The 17,769-nt window shown below is 50.3% G+C and carries 14 protein-coding genes; 4 read left to right on the plus strand and 10 right to left on the minus strand.

The window, feature by feature from the left end:
• Positions 1-18: 18 nt before the first annotated feature.
• Together JFL75_RS07065 and JFL75_RS07070 are read right to left on the minus strand one after the other, a co-directional pair.
• Positions 19-1,173 carry an iron-containing alcohol dehydrogenase gene (locus tag JFL75_RS07065; protein WP_215625977.1) on the minus strand — a complete coding sequence of 385 codons (1,155 nt, stop codon included), beginning with the start codon at positions 1,171-1,173 and terminating at the stop codon, positions 19-21.
• Positions 1,170-2,450 carry a four-carbon acid sugar kinase family protein gene (locus tag JFL75_RS07070; protein WP_215625978.1) on the minus strand — a complete coding sequence of 427 codons (1,281 nt, stop codon included), beginning with the start codon at positions 2,448-2,450 and terminating at the stop codon, positions 1,170-1,172. Before JFL75_RS07070 ends, JFL75_RS07065 begins: the two co-directional genes overlap by 4 nt.
• A gap of 208 nt (positions 2,451-2,658) precedes the next feature.
• Here JFL75_RS07070 and JFL75_RS07075 point away from each other — a divergent pair, with 208 nt between their 5' ends.
• On the plus strand, positions 2,659-4,449 hold the full coding sequence (locus tag JFL75_RS07075; protein WP_215625979.1) for a sigma-54-dependent transcriptional regulator: 1,791 nt from the start codon (positions 2,659-2,661) through the stop codon (positions 4,447-4,449).
• A 4-nt stretch (positions 4,450-4,453) separates the two neighbouring features.
• Here JFL75_RS07075 and JFL75_RS07080 read toward each other — a convergent pair whose 3' ends face one another.
• From JFL75_RS07080 to JFL75_RS07115, 7 genes are all read right to left on the minus strand, one after another.
• The gene (locus JFL75_RS07080) at positions 4,454-5,833 is read right to left on the minus strand and encodes a hypothetical protein (RefSeq protein ID WP_215625980.1); all 1,380 of its coding nucleotides are present in this window, start codon (positions 5,831-5,833) and stop codon (positions 4,454-4,456) included.
• A 236-nt stretch (positions 5,834-6,069) separates the two neighbouring features.
• A complete protein-coding gene (locus JFL75_RS07085) occupies positions 6,070-6,753 on the minus strand; it encodes a hypothetical protein (protein ID WP_215625981.1) in 684 nt (227 codons plus the stop codon).
• A 273-nt stretch (positions 6,754-7,026) separates the two neighbouring features.
• Positions 7,027-7,896, minus strand: a complete 870-nt coding sequence (locus JFL75_RS20915) for a cytidine deaminase (protein WP_215625982.1) — start codon at positions 7,894-7,896, stop codon at positions 7,027-7,029.
• Between the two features lie 263 nt (positions 7,897-8,159).
• Complete coding sequence (locus JFL75_RS07100) at positions 8,160-8,441, minus strand: PG0541 family transporter-associated protein (RefSeq protein WP_215625983.1); 282 nt, start codon at positions 8,439-8,441, stop codon at positions 8,160-8,162.
• Between the two features lies 1 nt (position 8,442).
• Positions 8,443-11,595 carry an efflux RND transporter permease subunit gene (locus JFL75_RS07105; protein WP_215625984.1) on the minus strand — a complete coding sequence of 1,051 codons (3,153 nt, stop codon included), beginning with the start codon at positions 11,593-11,595 and terminating at the stop codon, positions 8,443-8,445.
• A complete protein-coding gene (locus JFL75_RS07110) occupies positions 11,592-12,527 on the minus strand; it encodes an efflux RND transporter periplasmic adaptor subunit (protein WP_215625985.1) in 936 nt (311 codons plus the stop codon). The genes JFL75_RS07105 and JFL75_RS07110 overlap by 4 nt, the downstream gene beginning before the upstream one ends.
• A 17-nt stretch (positions 12,528-12,544) precedes the next feature.
• Positions 12,545-13,831, minus strand: a complete 1,287-nt coding sequence (locus JFL75_RS07115; protein ID WP_215625986.1) for a TolC family protein — start codon at positions 13,829-13,831, stop codon at positions 12,545-12,547.
• Positions 13,832-13,967: 136 nt separating this feature from the next.
• Between JFL75_RS07115 and JFL75_RS07120 the strand changes: the two genes are divergently transcribed.
• The 3 genes from JFL75_RS07120 (at position 13,968) to JFL75_RS07130 (ending at position 16,921) form a co-directional block, all read left to right on the plus strand.
• Entirely contained in the window at positions 13,968-14,756 is a 789-nt protein-coding gene (locus JFL75_RS07120; RefSeq protein ID WP_215625987.1) for a response regulator transcription factor, read from the plus strand.
• Positions 14,757-14,863: 107 nt separating this feature from the next.
• Positions 14,864-15,295, plus strand: a complete 432-nt coding sequence (locus JFL75_RS07125) for a MarR family winged helix-turn-helix transcriptional regulator (protein ID WP_215625988.1) — start codon at positions 14,864-14,866, stop codon at positions 15,293-15,295.
• A 285-nt stretch (positions 15,296-15,580) separates the two neighbouring features.
• Positions 15,581-16,921, plus strand: coding sequence for an MATE family efflux transporter (locus JFL75_RS07130; RefSeq protein ID WP_215625989.1), 1,341 nt, complete (start codon positions 15,581-15,583; stop codon positions 16,919-16,921).
• Here JFL75_RS07130 and JFL75_RS07135 read toward each other — a convergent pair.
• A complete protein-coding gene (locus JFL75_RS07135; protein ID WP_215625990.1) occupies positions 16,908-17,705 on the minus strand; it encodes an EFR1 family ferrodoxin in 798 nt (265 codons plus the stop codon). The two genes, JFL75_RS07130 and JFL75_RS07135, sit on opposite strands and share 14 nt — an antisense overlap.
• Positions 17,706-17,769 lie beyond the last annotated feature (64 nt).

The raw sequence follows: 17,769 nt of genomic DNA on the forward strand, positions 1-17,769 counted from the left end.
AATAAGTACCTCTCTTCTTTATAAAACCTGCCGGTAAATGTCCCGGGCGTCCTGGGCGGTAACGGGCCGCATATTGTTGTTCAGCAGCCGGGTCACGCCCATGCCGGCCTCCACCAGCGGTTCCAGGTCATCCATGGTAACACCGAATTGCTTGAGGTCGGCGGGAATGTCCAGGTGCCGGACAATTTCTTCGATCCTGCCGATCATGGCCGCGCTTTTCGCCGCCGTATCAAGCTGCGGGTCGGCACCGAAACAGTAGTCGTAAGCCTGGGCCAGCCGCTGGCGGCAGGCGGGTTCGTTGAACCGCATCACCGGCGCCAGCAGTATGGCGTTGGAAACCCCGTGGGCAATATGGTACTTGCCCCCCAGAGGGTAACTCAGGGCGTGGACCGCCGTGGTTCCCGAGGATGTTATGGCAACCCCGGCGTAAAAGCTGGCGATCTGCATGGATTCCTTTTCCGCCAGAGCCTCCCGGTCGTCACAGGCCTTTTCAATAGAACTGAGAATCCGCTTCAGCGCTTCCAGGGCAAACAGATCGCTGAAGGAGTTCGCCTTGTTGCTGGTATAGCATTCAACGGCGTGGGCCAGGGCATCGATGCCGGTGGCGGCGGCGATACCCCGGGGCATGGATTTTACCATGGCCGCATCGAGGATCACGTAATCGGCGATCATCCGTTCATTGACAATACCCACCTTCAGTTCCTTCTCCGGAACCGCCACTATGGCGTTGGGCGTCGCCTCCGAGCCCGTTCCCGACGTGGTGGGAATCATCAGTGTTTTGCAGAATTTTTCCGCCAGCTTCGGGTTATCCAGCAGAGCCTTGACGTCGTAGGCGTCGGTCATCAGCACACTGGCCAGCTTCGCCGTATCGAGGACACTTCCCCCGCCCACAGCCACGATGAAGTCGGCGTGTATCTCTTTGCACTGGTCCACCAATTTCTGCGCCTGGACGTAGGTGGGTTCCGGCGGAAGATCGTTGAGCAGGGTATAAGGGACGCCGCTCTTTTCAATGTTTGAAATGGGAACCGCCAGCAGTCCGGCGTCTGAGACACCCTTATCCGCAAAGAGCGCTATCTTTTTTACCTGGTTTTCCTGAAGAATAACCGGTATCTGGTCCAAAGCGCCGGCTCCGGTATATACACAGCCGGGCATTTTTAAACTGCCGAGACTCATGGACGCACCCCGCTTATTACGGTTATTCCCATTTGTTTTAATAGGTTCACGATTAAATCCCCCTCTCCGAATCCGCCGGATTTGGAGATAATATGATAGGTTTTCCCCTGGAGCTCGATGCCTGACAGCACGACCCCCGGCATCAGTTCGCAAACGGGAGTCACTTCGTACTGTCCAACGGCATGCAGATATCCCAATAGGGTATCTCCGCCGGTAAGCAGCAGGGTCGCCTCCACTCCCGTATCCAGTATTTTCATTACAAGGCGGCCCAAGGTCCCGGCAATAACGCCGCGCAGCTGCTCCTTTGGTATTCCGGCTTCCTCCACATACCCGAGGGCATCGCGGCTGCCGTTTGTGTCCAGGATCAGGCAGCCGCTGGTTTCCAGCACCCGGCTCCACTGTTCTATCAGGCGCGCGCACTGGGGGCTCTCCGGCCAAGCCGGATCCAGCTTCTGGGCCGGACTTAACTGCACCCGGGTAATTCCCTGCCCGGCGGCGTATTCCATCTGCCGCCGGGTGATTGGGTTTACGCTTCCGCAGGCCACCAGCAAACGGGGGTTAACCGGCGGCACCACCGGAGCGGCGCCATGGAATTCCAGGACCTCCAGCAATACGGCGGCAAAACCGGCGCAGCCCGCGGTAAGGCGGAGATTGTCCTTGCCGATCCGCTCCGTAACCTGTTTAATTTCCTGGTCCGATTCAATATCGTACAGATGAATCCTGCCCGCATCCACCGCGGCGGTTTCCGGCGTTGTATGCAGGACCACCTCTTTTTCACTCTGTCCCGCGATGATCTGGCGCACATCGGAAACAAGCACCGGCTCAATGGGGGCGTTCCCAAAACTGCTTTCCGCCACGGGAACCGCGTCAATATAATGAATGCCGTTCTTGGTGGTGCGTCCCATTTTGGGATACGCCGGAATAAAAGTTAAACCGCCGCCGTCCGCCGCGTCGATCACCGCCGCGAGCTCACTGCCGATATTTCCCCGCAGGGCTGAATCGGTCTTTTTGTATATATAGCGGACTCCGGCATCCCGGGCCCGGCTCACAATCTGAAACACCGTCTCATAGGCGTCATGGCTGTTCATCTGCCGGGTCTCAGCGTCCAGAACAAGTACCTCGACTCCGCTTTTGTGCGTGTAGTCTCCGTGCAGATCCGTGCAGACCCGGGTTTTTATTCCCTTCGCGGCAAATTGTACCCCCGTATCCAAGGCCCCGGTAAAATCGTCTGCAATAATCAGCATGAGGACCATGTACGCTCCCTGTATACCATTCATATTAGAAACACCATTATGCGGGGCCGGCAGAAACTCTTCCGGATTCCCCTTTATTTTGTATTTACTGCATAGTAATAGGACTTTCTTTCACCCCGCAACTTTTTTTCTCATATTTTTAGTTTATATTTGAAACAGTTTTGAATTTTATTGCTTGTTTCTCAAAAAGCTGATACAATATGTTTCATATTAGAACACCGGCGGTGACGTAATGGCTGCATCAATTCGCATTCTGGGAATCGCTCCGTATCAGGGTATGAAGGATGTGATGAACCGCCTTGCGGCGGAGTACGCTGATATTGAGTTCACTTTTTTTGTGGGAAATCTTGAGGAAGGGGTTGAAATCGCCAAACGGAATTTCCACGCCAACTACGACGTAATTATCTCCCGGGGCGGAACGGCGAAAATGATCCAGGAGCTGCTTCCCCTCCCGGTGGCGGAGATCGGCGTTTCCATGTATGACATTTTATCCGCCGTAAACCTGACCGCCGGCGCATCGGGGCCGGTTGCCATGGTGGGCTTTTCCAACATCACGGTCCACGCGCAGAAGCTTTGTTCTATTCTGAATTACAATATCGACATTACCACCGTCGAGCAGGCCGGCGAAGTCCCAGGTATTCTCCGGGGTCTGCAAAGCCAGGGGTACTGGACGGTGCTCTGCGATGTGATCGCCATGACCACCGCCAAACAGCTGGGGCTGGACGCTTTTTTGATTACCTCCGGCATCGACAGCCTGCGGCAAACCTTTGACCAGGCCATCCGGATGTGCCGAAACCAGCAGCGGCTCCGGGATGAGAACCAGTTTCTGCGTCAGGTAATCCGAAGGCAGATCGGACAGACCATCATCTTTACCACCCACGGCGAACTCTTTTTTTCCTCCCTGGAAACACCCCCTGAGGACGTACTGGATATGCTCAGAAAGGAAATTCCCGAAACCTGCACGGACCGGCAGCGGCGGATTCTGAGAACCCGGGGCGGAATGCTGTATTCCATCCGCGCCGAATGCCTCTCCTCCGACGAGACAGAGTATATAGCGTTCTTTTACTCCGCGAAAAAAACGCCCCTGGCCAACAATCAGGCCGGAATCCGTTTTTACTCCTGCCAGGAAAGTGAACAGTCCTACTATGACAGCTTCTTCAGTGTAACCGGCAGCGTCAATTACTGGCAGGAGGATATAACCCGCATCAACAACAGCACCTCCCCTATCATGATCTTCGGGGAGTCAGGAACGGGGAAAGAACAGATTGTCAATCTGATCTATACCCGAAGCGCCCAGAAAAACCGGCCCATGGTTTCTATCGATTGCGCCTTGATCAACGAGAAAAGCTGGCAGTTCCTTTTTGAACACCACAACTCACCCCTGGCCGACACGGGTAGCACCATCTATTTCAGCCACATTGACGACCTGTCCGGGGACTTCCGCCGCCAGCTTCTGGCGGCTATCACGGAAATGGATGTCTGCAGGCGGAACCGGGTAATTTTTTCATGCACCATTCTTCCCCAGGAATCGACGTCAAAAATCGGGATTCTGTTTTCCAATGCCCTGGGCTGTGTCATTTTAAAAATGCTTCCCCTGAGAAATCAGCTTGACCGCATCCCATCCTATGTAAAGCTCTATACCAACCAACTGAATCTCGGAATGGCCGAGCCTATTCTGGATATTCACCCCGAGGCGCTCCGGCTTCTGCGGGAGTTCCGCTGGGACTATAACTTTACCCAGCTGAAGCGGGTGATCAGCGAGCTGGTCACCACCGCGGCGGAGGAAATCATTTCGGCGGACACCGTCCGCAGGGCGCTGAAAAAAGAGGAAACCCTGGCAACCTCCGCCCCATATACCGGCGGTGAGGCGGCGCCGCTCAATCTGAACCGCAGCCTCGCGGAGATATCCGGGGATATTGTGCGGCGTGTCCTGGATGAGACCAACGGAAACCAGACCCTCGCCGCCAAGCGCCTGGGAATAAGCCGCACGACCCTGTGGCGGTATTCCCAGACAATGACGTAGGCTATTAAAACGCTGAACGGTGAACTACTTTTTCTCCGCCATAATTATCGTAAATAGATTCATTTCCTGCGGCATCCACTTCGATATAGATGGTTTCACTCCCGTCTTTACCGGCCAAAATCGTCAGAACATCTCCATGGCTGACCCATACCCATTCGAGCGTGTAAGACGGAGGTACCGTATAGTAATCCGCTGTCTCGGTTTTTGTTTCCGGATCAAGACGCGAAATCCGGTTATGATTGGTGAGCAAAATATTGGGATTAAAGGCGTATACATACCGGTCCGATAAGGCGGCAATAAAGTCTCCATTAATAAACTGGCTGCCCGCCGATATGGTGTGATAGGTGATATCATCAGGGGCTTTAATAATGCATATTTCATTACCGGTATCAACTGCGGGCAGTCCTATGCCTGCGCTGCTTACAAGGACAGAAAAATGGCTCATCCTTTTTGAGAATTCATGAACCACAGTACGGACAACATCTCCATCCTGGACTCTGTATTCGGAAAGGACGGATTTTTTCCATACAAAACCATCATACATCTGGTCAATGGTGAAAAAACTATCCGGGGAACAGGCAAGCGCGAATGGAGAGCCCGCCGTCACCGCGGGAGTCTCAGGTCCCTCATTAACGAACCAGGGTGTGGTGAACCGCCGTCCATCGGCCTTGATCCAGAGACCTGTCACGTTGCCGCCGCCGCCATCAACGGCCCCCGCATAGACATCCCCGGCATTGTTGAATTGATAATATTCCGTCACATTCCCCACTGTGGTAATGGTGGTGCTGCCGTTCTTTTCATGAATCCGGTATAACGTTCCCCCTAAGGTATAGCCGCCGCCGGTGTAATACACATCCCCTGCCGCGTTGGTTTTTATGTGCCTGGTATAATCGATACCTTCGTTCCCGCCGCCGTCCCATGTAAATTTACCCAGGGGATCGCTGCCAAAATCTGTCCCGCTGTTTGCAAGAGTATCGGGGGTGGTAAAAAGTTTTCCGTCCGCTTTACGGATAATAAAAACACATTTCTGCCACGGAGCTTCTTCCGTATAAACCCGCATAACCGCGTATTTGCTTGAAAGATTCTGCACATAATCGGTGACCGCCGGAACCGTAACACCTTCGTTGTCGGTAAAATTAACGGTCTGGGTTTGATCATCAACGCCAACTTTGTAGAATTTCAATGATTCGTAATCATCGGACGATGCCCGCCCGAAGCCCCGGCCGCCGCTGCTGCCGGTAATGAAGACAGCTTTTGTTCCCGACAGATTTGACTGACTGATGGTAACTAATGTACTGCCGGGTTTAGGGCTTGTTCCTGTATCGCATCCAATAATGACAATACCCAATATAAATAAAATAAAAACATACCGGGCTGTTTTCATACCAACCTCCTCAGGTTTAATAAAACGGGCTGTTTTGAAACAGCCGCATTTTCCAATGATTATCGCTGCCAAACAGCAAACCATTTTTATTCACGCAGTTAGCTCCCTGCGGATACCATCAAACTGCTTGCGTTCAACAGCCGGAAGCAAACGGCCGATGATTGTTTTTCTGAAAGAAAAAATTACTTATTACGAAAGAATAGATAGTCCGATTCCGGCATATACACTCTTGATCTCTAGAACTCAAAGGAAACCATCCCGGGATTTGTCAAATTCAAAACAAGAAGAAGTCCGGCCAGGGCGACGATACAAAGGAGCGGAATATTATACGGGCTGATAAATGCCCTGCCTTTGCTTTGAATGGCAAGTATTATCCACCTGAACAATAAAATGATAACTTTTATTATAGTTAGGAATATGCCGCCAAACAGTAGGACCAAGACACTTATAAGCAGGCCCGCAAAACCAGTCCCGGATGTTCTTTTTACGGTTCGCCCCTGGGAATCCCTGTATTCTTCGGGCTTTTCATGTAAGCTGTCCGTAAGAATGGCGGAGATACTTCCGCTGCGGAAGTATTCAACAATGATAGGAAATATTGCAATCGGAATACCTAGCAGCATAAGGCCGGTATTGCCTTTTTCCGAGAAAAGGGAAAACACAAAGATACCGGCCAGAAGAAAAATGAATGTTCCCAGCAGACTGAAAAAGATACTTCGTATGGAATTGCTGATTTCATTCTCTTTTTCTGATTGTGCATCTGCTGCTTGATCACGGTACTGATTCTCCGCGGCGGCTCCTGTTTGAAACTGTTCATCAATTGTGGTTGCTTCAAGCTGCTCCGCCGAAATGATTTTTTCCGTACCTGAAGCTGATTGATACCCTTCGCTGTACGCTTTTTTTATGTCTTTAAATATACCCATGTATCCTCCGCGGTTAGTTTTTTCCCATCCCACAAGCTATAAAAATCAGAATACACAGCGGCGTTACCGCGGCTGTTAAAAATGTATTGCTGATTCTTTTAATCTGCTTTTTCGTAAAATAAGTGCCTTAATGATATGCGGAGAATATTGTATTAGCTACTTGCCAAATTGGGTGGGCTGAGAAAATTCAGGTGTCTTATATTCCAAAACCCGAGAGCATACCTGTGTTTTGGGTAGGCCCCATGGTTATGATATCCCAGAAAAAATGAATGGTTATTCTTTGACCAGAGCAGAATAATACATATCAAAAAGTTCCGCCCTGCTTTGAATGCCCAGTTTCCGGTACAGGTTTTTTATATGGAACCGGGCTGTTTCATAGCTGATGTTCAGCTTGCCGGCGATTTGTTTGGGGACCCTGCCGGAAAGCAGCATGATTAATATCTCCTGCTCCCGGGGTGTCAGATTGTTCTGGTTTTCGGTGTTGATATCCTTTAAAACCAGTCCCTGTCCGACAAACTCTAAATACTGTTTTTCCGATTCTCCGATCTCTGTTTCGGCTTTAGCCTGCCTGAACGCCTTTGCGCTGTTATGGTATTCCCTTTGGGCGGTAAGATAATCCTCATCCCTTTCGGCCTTCCAAGCCTGATGAAGGTGGTAATAAACATCGGTATGGTTAGTGTTATTCATACTGTGGTGTTCCCGGGAAGGAGGAACGGAAAGCGAGGGGATTGTCAAATCCGCGACCTCAGGTTTGAAAGAATCATAGGGCAGCAGGTTTCCCAATGATATATCCATCCGTTCACGTTCCGAACCGCCGAAACGGATTATCGCATCAGGGAGCATAAATTCACTGTATAAATGACGGCAGGCACCGCAGGGTCCAACGGGGATGGGAGAATCAATGGCGGCAATTGCCAGGGCCGCAAAGGAACGCTGCCCTTCGCTGACGGCTTTAAGCAGGGCAACTTTTTCCGCGCAGACACTCAGACCGTAGGTTCGGTTTTCGACGTTACAGCCGGTATACACTGTCCCATCCGCCGCCAAGACAGCGGCCCCCATCCTGAACCGGGAATATGGGGCGTAGGCTGCTTCCGCCGCTTCTTTGGCTCTTTCAAAAAGGCTGTCCAGATCGATCTTATTCAAAAAATAACCGCCGCACTGTATGATTTCTTACTTGTAAGTATATTCCACAATTCATAATAATGATACCGGAAATCCCGGAGCCGGGAGGGTATGGTGGAGTTATGCGGGCCGGGTGCGCAAGAGTTTTGCCCTGCGGGCGTCTCTCTCAAAACCATTTCAAAGATGCCGATTTTTACCAAAGTGTTAAAAAAAACCGGTAAAAGAAAAGGATACCGGAATATCCGGTATCCTTTTTTATTGATCATATTCTTAAATATGAAACGCTAATTACTGTTCATTATAAAGAGTTTAATCCCCTCCCCGGGGAATATCTTCTTTACTTCCCCTATCACCGCTAAAGCTTTATCTGCGTTTTCATCAGTTACATAACTGATGATCATGAAGTTTTCCTCCGGCCAGGTGGCTGTTCCCAGGCGGTACTGGCTCTTCCCCCTGCCGTTAACCACCGGGATCAAGGTGTAATAAAAATCATCTATCGAATCCTCCAGGCCGCCGATAATTTCGTCCTGCACCGACCGGTTCGCGAATATTTCAATCCGTTTCATATTATTCACCCTCCTGTGCTGCGGTCTCCGGTATTAAGACCGTCTTTTCCTCACGTTTTTTCTTTCCCCGGTGTTCGTTGATCATGGAGTACATCACCGGAATAAAGAAGAGCGTGATGAAGGTTGACGATATAAGTCCGCCGATAACCGTAAGGCCGATGGGCTGTATCATCTGTGATGATTCCCCGGGGAAGAAGGCCATGGGAACCATACCTAATATGGTAGTAAGGGTGGTCATCAATACCGGCCGGAGCCGGGATTCGCCGGCGTCGAGGCAGGCCTGCCGCACCGGGATACCCCGGCCTACCAGCAGGTTGGTATAGTCAACCAGGATGATACCGTTGTTAACTACGATACCTACCAGCATAACCAGGCCTATCATGGTAAAGATGCTCATGGTCTGACCGGTGATGATATAAATCCCCACAACACCGATCAGCATCAGCGGTATGGTACAGAGATTGATCAGCGGGTCCTTGAAGGATTCATACTGTCCCGCCATGACTCCGAATACCAGCAGAATTGCCAGGGTCAGTATGGTTACGAAAACCCCAATGGTCTTCGAGAGTTCACCCCACTGGCCTTCAAAAACCATGGTTACACCGCTGGGCAGTATATAATTATCGTCGATGGCGGTCTTGATTTTATTTTCGACCTGATCAGCCCGGGTATTGGTAATAATGTTTGCTTCAATATGAATAACCCTGGTCTGGTTTTCACGGCCGATACTGACCGGACCGGTCCCCTTATCAAGGGAGGCAAAGTTCGAAAGCGACACTAAGTTCCCCTGGGAGGAGGCAACAAAAATTTTGTCCAGGTCAACCACTTTCTTCCGGTCTTCATCCTGGAACATCAGTACCACGTCGTATTCATCACCTTCGTACCGGTACGTTGTGGCGGTTACCCCGTCCATTGCGGCGGCGATTTCATTGGCGATACTGCTGATATCGAGGCCAAGGCTGTACGCCCGGGTCCGGTCAATCACAATCTCAACCTGGGGCAGACCATCGGACGTATCAATGGTAACCTCCGACACATCGGGAACAAATTCCTCAATGATTTCCTTGATCGTATTGGCGGCTTCCATGCCGGTTACCATGTTGTCAACCCGCAGAACTATATCGATATCCGAACCGCCGGACATCTGCTGGGCCATACTTTCCCCGAAGCTCATGGTCGCGCTGGGGAAATCACCGAAGTGAGCCCGGAGTTTTTCCTTGGCCGTTTCACTGGTATCGGCGCCGTTCTTATTTAAATCCAGGGTGATGCTTAATTCACCCTTGTGGGTATTGACCCCAGTTTCAATGGCCTGGCCGGAGCTGCCCACATTGGCAATAATACTTTTTGCGCCCACAATTTCATCCATGGCAAAATCCTGGAGCTGGAGCATGACAGCCCGGGTATCCTCATATTTTGTGCCCAGGGGCATTTCCACAGAGACCGATACCGAATCCTCATTCATCGCCGGTACCATGACAATATTCATATTGGACATTGCTAATACCGCGCCGATGAAGGCAGCAATGATAATAGCCAAGGTTGCCAGGCGGTGATTGACCGCCGCTTCGAGACCCCGGCGGTACGCCCTGGTTAAGGCCGTCATAGGTCTTTCCATGGCCGCGTCAATTTTCCGCATCACCGAGCTTTTAAGAGGTTTCTGCGTGCGGGTATTTATAGGAAGATAGGTGCTCGCCAGCACAGGAACCAGGAAAATTGCCACCAGGAGACTTGAGAACAGGGCAATGCCGACGGTGAAGATCATCCCTTCAAACATCTGGCCCATCATTTCAAGCTGGTTTTTGAATAATAGAATCGGAATAAAAACACAGATGGTGGTCAGGGTGGATGAGATGATGGAGGACATCACTTCCTGGGTTCCCAGAATTGCCGCTATTTTAGGTTTCGCGCCCCGCTCCCGGAATTTGAAGATATTCTCGATAATTACAATCGAGGAGTCTACAATCATCCCTACCCCAAGGATAAGACCGGTGAGGGTCATCATATTCAGGGTAATGCCCGCCAGGGTCATCACGAGAAGCGTAACCAGAATAGAAAAGGGGATTGAAATACCAATAATAAAGGAACTCTTAATATTCCTGAGGAAGATAATCAGGATGAACACCGCGAGGACTCCCCCGAGAACCGCGGAACTGATCAGTTCATTTATCATGTCCCGGGTCATTTCAGTATCGTCCTGGGTGATTTCCAGGGTTACATCCGCGGGAAGCTCTGCCCTGATCTCATCAAGCCGGGCATACACCTTATCGGCAACGGAAACGGAATTGGTACCGCTCTGTTTGGTAACCGATACATACACCCCCAGTTCACCGTTTATGTAGACCGTGGATTCTTCATCCTCATAACCCCAGGTAACTTCGCCCACATCCTGAAGCCGGACATCGACACCGTTCAGCCTTGTGACCACTGTCTCCGCGATATCATAGAGGGTGGAATATTCTCCGGTGGTTCTGATGGAATAATTTGTCGCGCCGTCAATGATTGATCCCGCGCCAAGTTCAACATTCTGACTTGCCAGGATCCGCGCGATACCGGTGATGGTCAGGCCGTAGGCCTCCAGGCGGTTCTGCGACAATGAAACTTTAACGATCTGGTCCTGGCCGCCGACAATACTGGTTGAAGCAACCCCCTCGATCTGATCAAGCCGGTCGACGATCATATCGTCGGCTATCTTCCTCAGCTCATTCTGGGTCCGTTCCCCGCCCTTAACGGCAATACGCAGGATAGGCATGGACGAGGGATCCATCTGCATGATGATAGGCGAATCACAGTTATCGGGAAGATAATCCCGTATCCGGTCTATCTTATCCCGCATATCGTTTACTTTGTTATCAAGATTTGTTCCATAGTCAAATTCCATCAATATCAAACTGGTTTCTTCATAGGATGTGGAAGTCATATCCTTTAGACCGCTGACATTTGTGAGACTTGACTCCAGAATTTTTGTTACCGATTTCTCAACTGTTTCCGGACCGGCGCCGTCATAGGTGGTATAGACAAGAACCATGGGTACATCAATATCCGGAAACATATCGACGGCCACATCGGATACCATATAAACGCCAACAACCGCAACGAGGGCAAATATTATAATGAATAGTACAGGCCGGTTGACTACATTTTTCGCTACACTCATGCCTGGTTCCTTTGGTTGATTACTTTAACCGAAGCGCCGTCGGTCAGGAACTGCTGGCCCTGAATAATTACCGGTTCTCCCGAGGAAAGGCCGGATTTAATTTCCAGAAGGTCATCCACCGTCACTCCGGTAGCAACTTCCCGCATACTGACCCGGTCAATGCCGTCCAAAACATAGACATAGGTTGAACCTCTGGTTTCCACCAGCGCGTCGGACGAAATGGTTACCACATTTTCATAAGTCCGGGTATTCAGCTTAACCCGGGCGAACATTCCCGTGTTGATCCGGCTGTCATCGGTATCAAATTTTAATGTTATCTTTTTTGTCCTGCTGGCAGGATCGACCACCGGAGAAACATTGGTAATCGTGGCGGAGAACACTTCCCCGGGAAATGCCTGGAGAGTAACATCCGCTTTCAGACCGGTTCTGAGCTGGCCGACTTCCCGCTCGGGAATAAAGGCTTCAATCTCAATATTGCTGGTGACCGAAATGGTTAGGATCGAAGTAGCCGTGGTAACCGTACTTCCAACGGCCATGGGCGTGGTGGTGACGGTCCCTGAAATGGGAGCGTATACCGGGCTCAGAGAATAGCTTGTACCTGGACGGGAAGGATCTACCTCCGCCAGAAGCTGTCCCTTGCGGACCACCGAGCCGAGACCGACTTTAAGGGAAACTATTTTTCCGCCCGCGTCGGGCACTACCGAGACCTGCTGTTCAGTAACAATATCCCCGTTGATTTCGATATACGCCTGGAGGGTCCGTTCTTCGGCATCCTCCGTCCGTACGGAGAAGATCGTTTCCGTCGTATTTCCGCCGACACCGCCCGGGCCCTGGGGTCCGCCGTCACCGTTTCCAGCCAGTATGGAAGGGACAAAAATTAGGCCCGCCGCAATTACAATACATACCGTGATAAGGATGATTTTCTTTTTCATTTGATAACTCCTTTGATTTACTGCCATAATGTTCCGAAGGGAACATTTAATTCTTTTTCAAGATCCAGGGAAACAGAGAGCAGGTTATAATATTCCTGCTGCACATTATGTTTGGCTTCCGATAAACTATCGTAGGCTGACCGGAGACTCTGGAGATCCGCGGTTCCTTTAGCGTAGGATTCTTCATACATAGCGTAGGTTTCTTCCGCCAGCTCAACATTCAGCCTGAGGGAGTCAATGCTTTCCAGTGACTGTTCAATGGACCGCTGATGCTGACGGATCTGGTTTTCCGAATTCATCAGGGCTTCGGTTATCTGGCTCTGGTAATTCGTGATGCTGTCGTTATAGGAATCAATCTGTTCCCGGGCGGATGACCAGGGAAGATAATTATCCAGCTTAAACGATAAGGCGACGGAGAAAGATCCGTTATCGGTCCACTCCTTACTTGAGGACCCGTACGTAGGTGTTGTATTCCAGGATAAATTCAATGACGGCATATAGGCCTGATTCCACGCGGTAGACTTCTGGGCTTCCAGTAATTCCAGTGATTTCCGAAGGGATGACACACTGTATGATTCATTGACATTTCTTATACCCGTCACCTGTATAGTGCCGCTGTCATTATCCAATGTTCCGGTGAGGCTTATATCAGTATCAGCGGGAAGACCCAGGATCTGCTTGAAGGAATCCATGGCATTCATGTACTGGGCTTCCGCGCTCCGCAATGAAGGCTTCAGGTTTTCAAGATCAACCCGGGCGGAGAGCTCGTCCAGCTTCGGAACCTGGCCGGCCTGCGCGCTCCGGTACGCCTGTTCGTACCGTGACTGGGCGGTCTCAATGCTCTGACCGATCAGATCCGTATTTGCCCGATACAGCAGAATCTGGTAAAAAGCCTTCCGTACCTGCAGTTCAAGGTTCTGTTTTGCCTCTTCATAAGTAATTATCCCCGATTCGTAATCGGTTTTTGTCTGTTTGATTCCCGACACGATCGCTGGCGAGAGGCTCCAGGATGCGGAAAGAGATCCTCCGCTGCTCCATTCATCCCTGCCGGCCGAAAGGTCCCCGACTAATGCTGTGCCGTGGCTGACCGAACCCGATGCGGTGACCGATGGAATAAGATTGTTCCAGGAGCGGTCTGAAGCGCGTTTTTTACCTTCCATATCAACCTTTGTTCTTTCCAGGGAAAGGTTGTTTTCCAGAGCTAACTGGACGGCTTCATCTACAGTAAGGTTTGTTTCTGCCGAAAGCGTTCCTGCGCATACCATTATGGTTATGCATACGATCAATACTCTATTGTGTTTCATATAAAACAATATATTTCCCCGGCTGTTATATTTACCATAAACAAAATATTTAATTTATATAAATTATTGTTATATATCGTTTTATAAATTGCATAAACAGTTAGCTTGCTATATTTTATTTTTAGAGGATATAAACATGAAAAGAAAGATTTTACTTATTGAACCGGGTGATGCCATAAGGAATCTCATTGCCGAACTATCAATAGAAGAAAATTTAGAAATTCTGCGGGCAGCAACCATAGCGGAGGCGCTGAATTTCCTTTCTCATTCACCTGAGATTATTGTCATTGACCTGGAATATTATTCATCAGAGGCCTGCCAGTTTATAGCTGCCTACCGGAAAACCGGGACTGCTTTGCTGCTTATGTATCTCAGTCACTTTGATGAAAAACTCGTTATTTCGGGATTTGACAGCGGAGCCGACAATTACATTCTCGGCAATCACCCTCCAAAAATATCATTTGCCCGTATCCGGGCCGCGATCCGAAGGGAATACGGAATGCGGCTCCATAGTACCGATGACGTTATAAACTTCGGGCCCTTTTCCCTGGATCTCAATACGGAGAGCCTGCGCAAGAACGGTGAGAAGATGCACATATCCGAGAGAAACATCAACATATTACTGTACCTGGGCAAAAACGCGGGGAGGCCCGTTTCTCCGGAGGAAATTTACACCCATGTATTACGGAAAGAACACGGCGGTTTAACAATCATTGGGGTGTATATCCAGCGGCTTCGGAAAATAATAGAGATCAATCCGGAAATACCAAATTACATTCAAACGGTTCATGGCTTGGGATATATGCTTAATGCCGCGCCATCCCGGGAAATGCGCTTTCCCTTCAATCTCGAAATATCAAATACGAAAAAGGATATTTATGACAGGGAACTGGAACCCTCCATGCCCTCCGCGAAAACCATATAAAACGGGGGATACAGATTAAGAAGTACAGTGAATTGTTATTTTCAGCGTGTCTCTGTATAGAAACAGATAATGGTATATATTTTGACAGACCCATGGTAAGATTAAGCATGACGAAGTCTGAAGATATTGGGTTTCAAATAAAACTAATCAATGATTTGCTGACAAAGAAAGCGAATCAGAATCTGGAGAAATACGGACTTACTATTTCTCAGTTCCAGGTGCTGCATTTTTTACACCAGCGCAAGAGGTTAAAAACATCACCAAAGGATCTGGAAGTTTTTTTTGAAGTATCGTCCCCCACGATGTCCGGCATTCTTAAACGGCTCGAAACAAAGGGGTTTGTTACCACGGAATTTGATAATAAGGACAGACGGGTAAAACATGTATATCTGACAACAAAAGAACGGAGACTGTTTTATTATATGAAGTCATCCCGGAAAGATACGGAGAATGTAATTACCCGGGGGATTACGGAGGCTGAGCAGGAGCAATTAAAATCATTGCTCGGGAGAGTGTACGACAATATCAACAGTTTCTAGGGAATTAAAGCCGATACGGATACTCGCGCCGCCGGACACCGGCGTTCCGGCGGAAATTTGTCCCCGCCGCCGGACTTTTTGTCCTGCGGTCCTCTTTTACAGGTAAAAAACAAAAAGCCTTTTTTCTATGTTTAGCGGCTGCGGCCATATCCGGCCGGGATACTTAAAAATTCATCATATAACTCACCATCAGACTCTTTGCGCTTGGCTATTTTAATTCAGTACTTAATGCGATAATACAGTACGGCATATTTATCTCATAATGTACGTAATGCGGGTTTATCAATGGATAGCAGCGGTATCTTCAGCAAAAGGGATTTGCGGTATTTAATAATTCCCCTGATTATCGAGCAGACTCTGGCCCTGACGGTGGGCATGTTTGACACGGTTATGGTCGCCAGCGTCGGGGAACATGCAGTTTCCGGGGTATCCCTGGTGGAAAGCATCAATATTCTCCTGATAAATCTGTTTTCGGCCCTCGCCGCAGGCGGCGCTATTGTGGCGGGCCAGTACCTTGGCAGACAGGACAGGGAAAACAGCCAGCGCGCGGCCAAACAGCTGGTTTTTGTGACCCTGGCTCTTTCGGTGGTAATCGGCAGCATCTGTCTTCTGCTGAACCGGCAGATACTTTCCCTCATTTTCGGCAATGTGGAATCCGGGGTGATGGGTCACGCCAGAACTTATTTTTACATAACCACCCTCTCCTACCCCTTTATCGGGATCTTCAACACCGCCGCGGCCCTGTTCCGGATCATGGGCAACGCCAAAGCCGCCATGATCAATGCGTTAATAATGAATGTGGTCAACATCGCGGGAAACGCCCTGTTTATCTACGGGATGAACTGGGGCGTAGCCGGCGCAGCCCTGTCTACCCTCATTTCCCGGGTAATCGCCGCGGTAACCATGATGATTATGCTGCGGAATCCTAAACTGGAGATTTCCCTCCGGTCTTACGGGATAAAGGGAATGGACCCCCAGATGTTTAAACGCATCCTCAGAATTGGCATTCCCAACGGCCTGGAGAACAGTATCTTTCAGATGGGAAAGATTGTCGTAACCAGCCTGGTAGCGTCCCTGGGAACAATCTCCATCGCCGCCAACGCCGTGGCAAACAGTCTCAGCGGAGTCGGAGCCATTCCCGGCGCGGCCATGGGCCTGGCCCTTACCACTGTGGTCGCCCGGTGTGTGGGAGCCAGGGAATACGATCAGGCTGATTATTATGCCAAGACCTTAATGAAGCGGGTGTACCTGTACATGATCATCGTCAATGCCGGAGTTTTGCTGGCACTGAAGCCGGTTTTGGGGCTGTATAACCTTTCCGCGGAAACCTTCAATCTGGCATTTCAGCTCATGCTCATCCACGCGAGTTCCTCCATGGTGATATGGCCGGCTTCGTTCACCCTGCCCAATGCCCTGCGGGCGGCCGGGGATGTCCGGTATACCATGGTCATCTCCATTTTTTCCATGGGAATGTTCCGCATCGGATTCAGCTATCTTTTTGTTCATTTTACCAGTCTGGGGGTCCGCGGGATATGGATAGCCATGATTATCGACTGGATATTCAGAAGCATCTGTTTTATCCGGCGGTGGCGGTGCGGCAAGTGGAAAAACATCACCGTGGTGTGACAGATTCACGGGTAATCCGCATTTCCCCGAGGCTGATATCCCGGTGAATATACCGGGGAGTGTTCTTTTGCAGACGGCCGAAGGTGATGGCCTTCCTGGGGCACCAGTTGAGACAGGCCTGACACACTTCGCAGCCCGAAGAAAACACCGGCTTTTCCCTGCCGGCCACAACAATACATTGGGCCGGGCAGACCGCGGCGCAGATTCCGCAGCCGTCACAGTCATCGGAAACTTTATAGAATGAATTGAGGAGATTCCTGGCCATAAGGAAGAGGCGGCTTACGGCCGTTGAGATATGCGGAACAGGACGGATCCGGCGTATACCGCCCCGGCGGATGGATTCCCCCGCGAGAGAAACCGCTTCCGATTCACTGGCAAGCCTCATCCGGATTTTCCGCTCGCCCTGGGGGCCGAATATGGGGATAAAGTTTTCCACCGTTGGTACCGTAAATCCCGCGGAAAGGGTTAACCCTCTGCCTTTGAGAAGCCGGCTCATTTCCGGAAGCGTCCCGCCGGGGCTGGTGCCGCAGGTTACCAGAGCGGCAATATAGGGCGCCCGTATCTCCGCTTTTCTGACAAAACCGCTCACCATAGCGGGCAGCCCATAGGCATAGGACGGAAACACAAAGACGAGTTTTTCAGCTTCGATTACGGGAAATTCCCGGAGCATCTCCCCGGCGATATTCACGATCCTGCTTCCCGGCAACAGAGAAGCCAGGGTTTTCGCCGCGTACAGGGAATTGCCGGTGCCGGAAAAATAGTAAATCAGAATGTTCTGCGCCATATCCCGCCCTACGGAAACTTGTCTTACCGGTATTCTACAAGGTTTTAAGACGCCGCATCCAGTA

The organism is Breznakiella homolactica, assembly GCF_016616095.2.
GTDB lineage: Bacteria > Spirochaetota > Spirochaetia > Treponematales > Breznakiellaceae > Breznakiella > Breznakiella homolactica.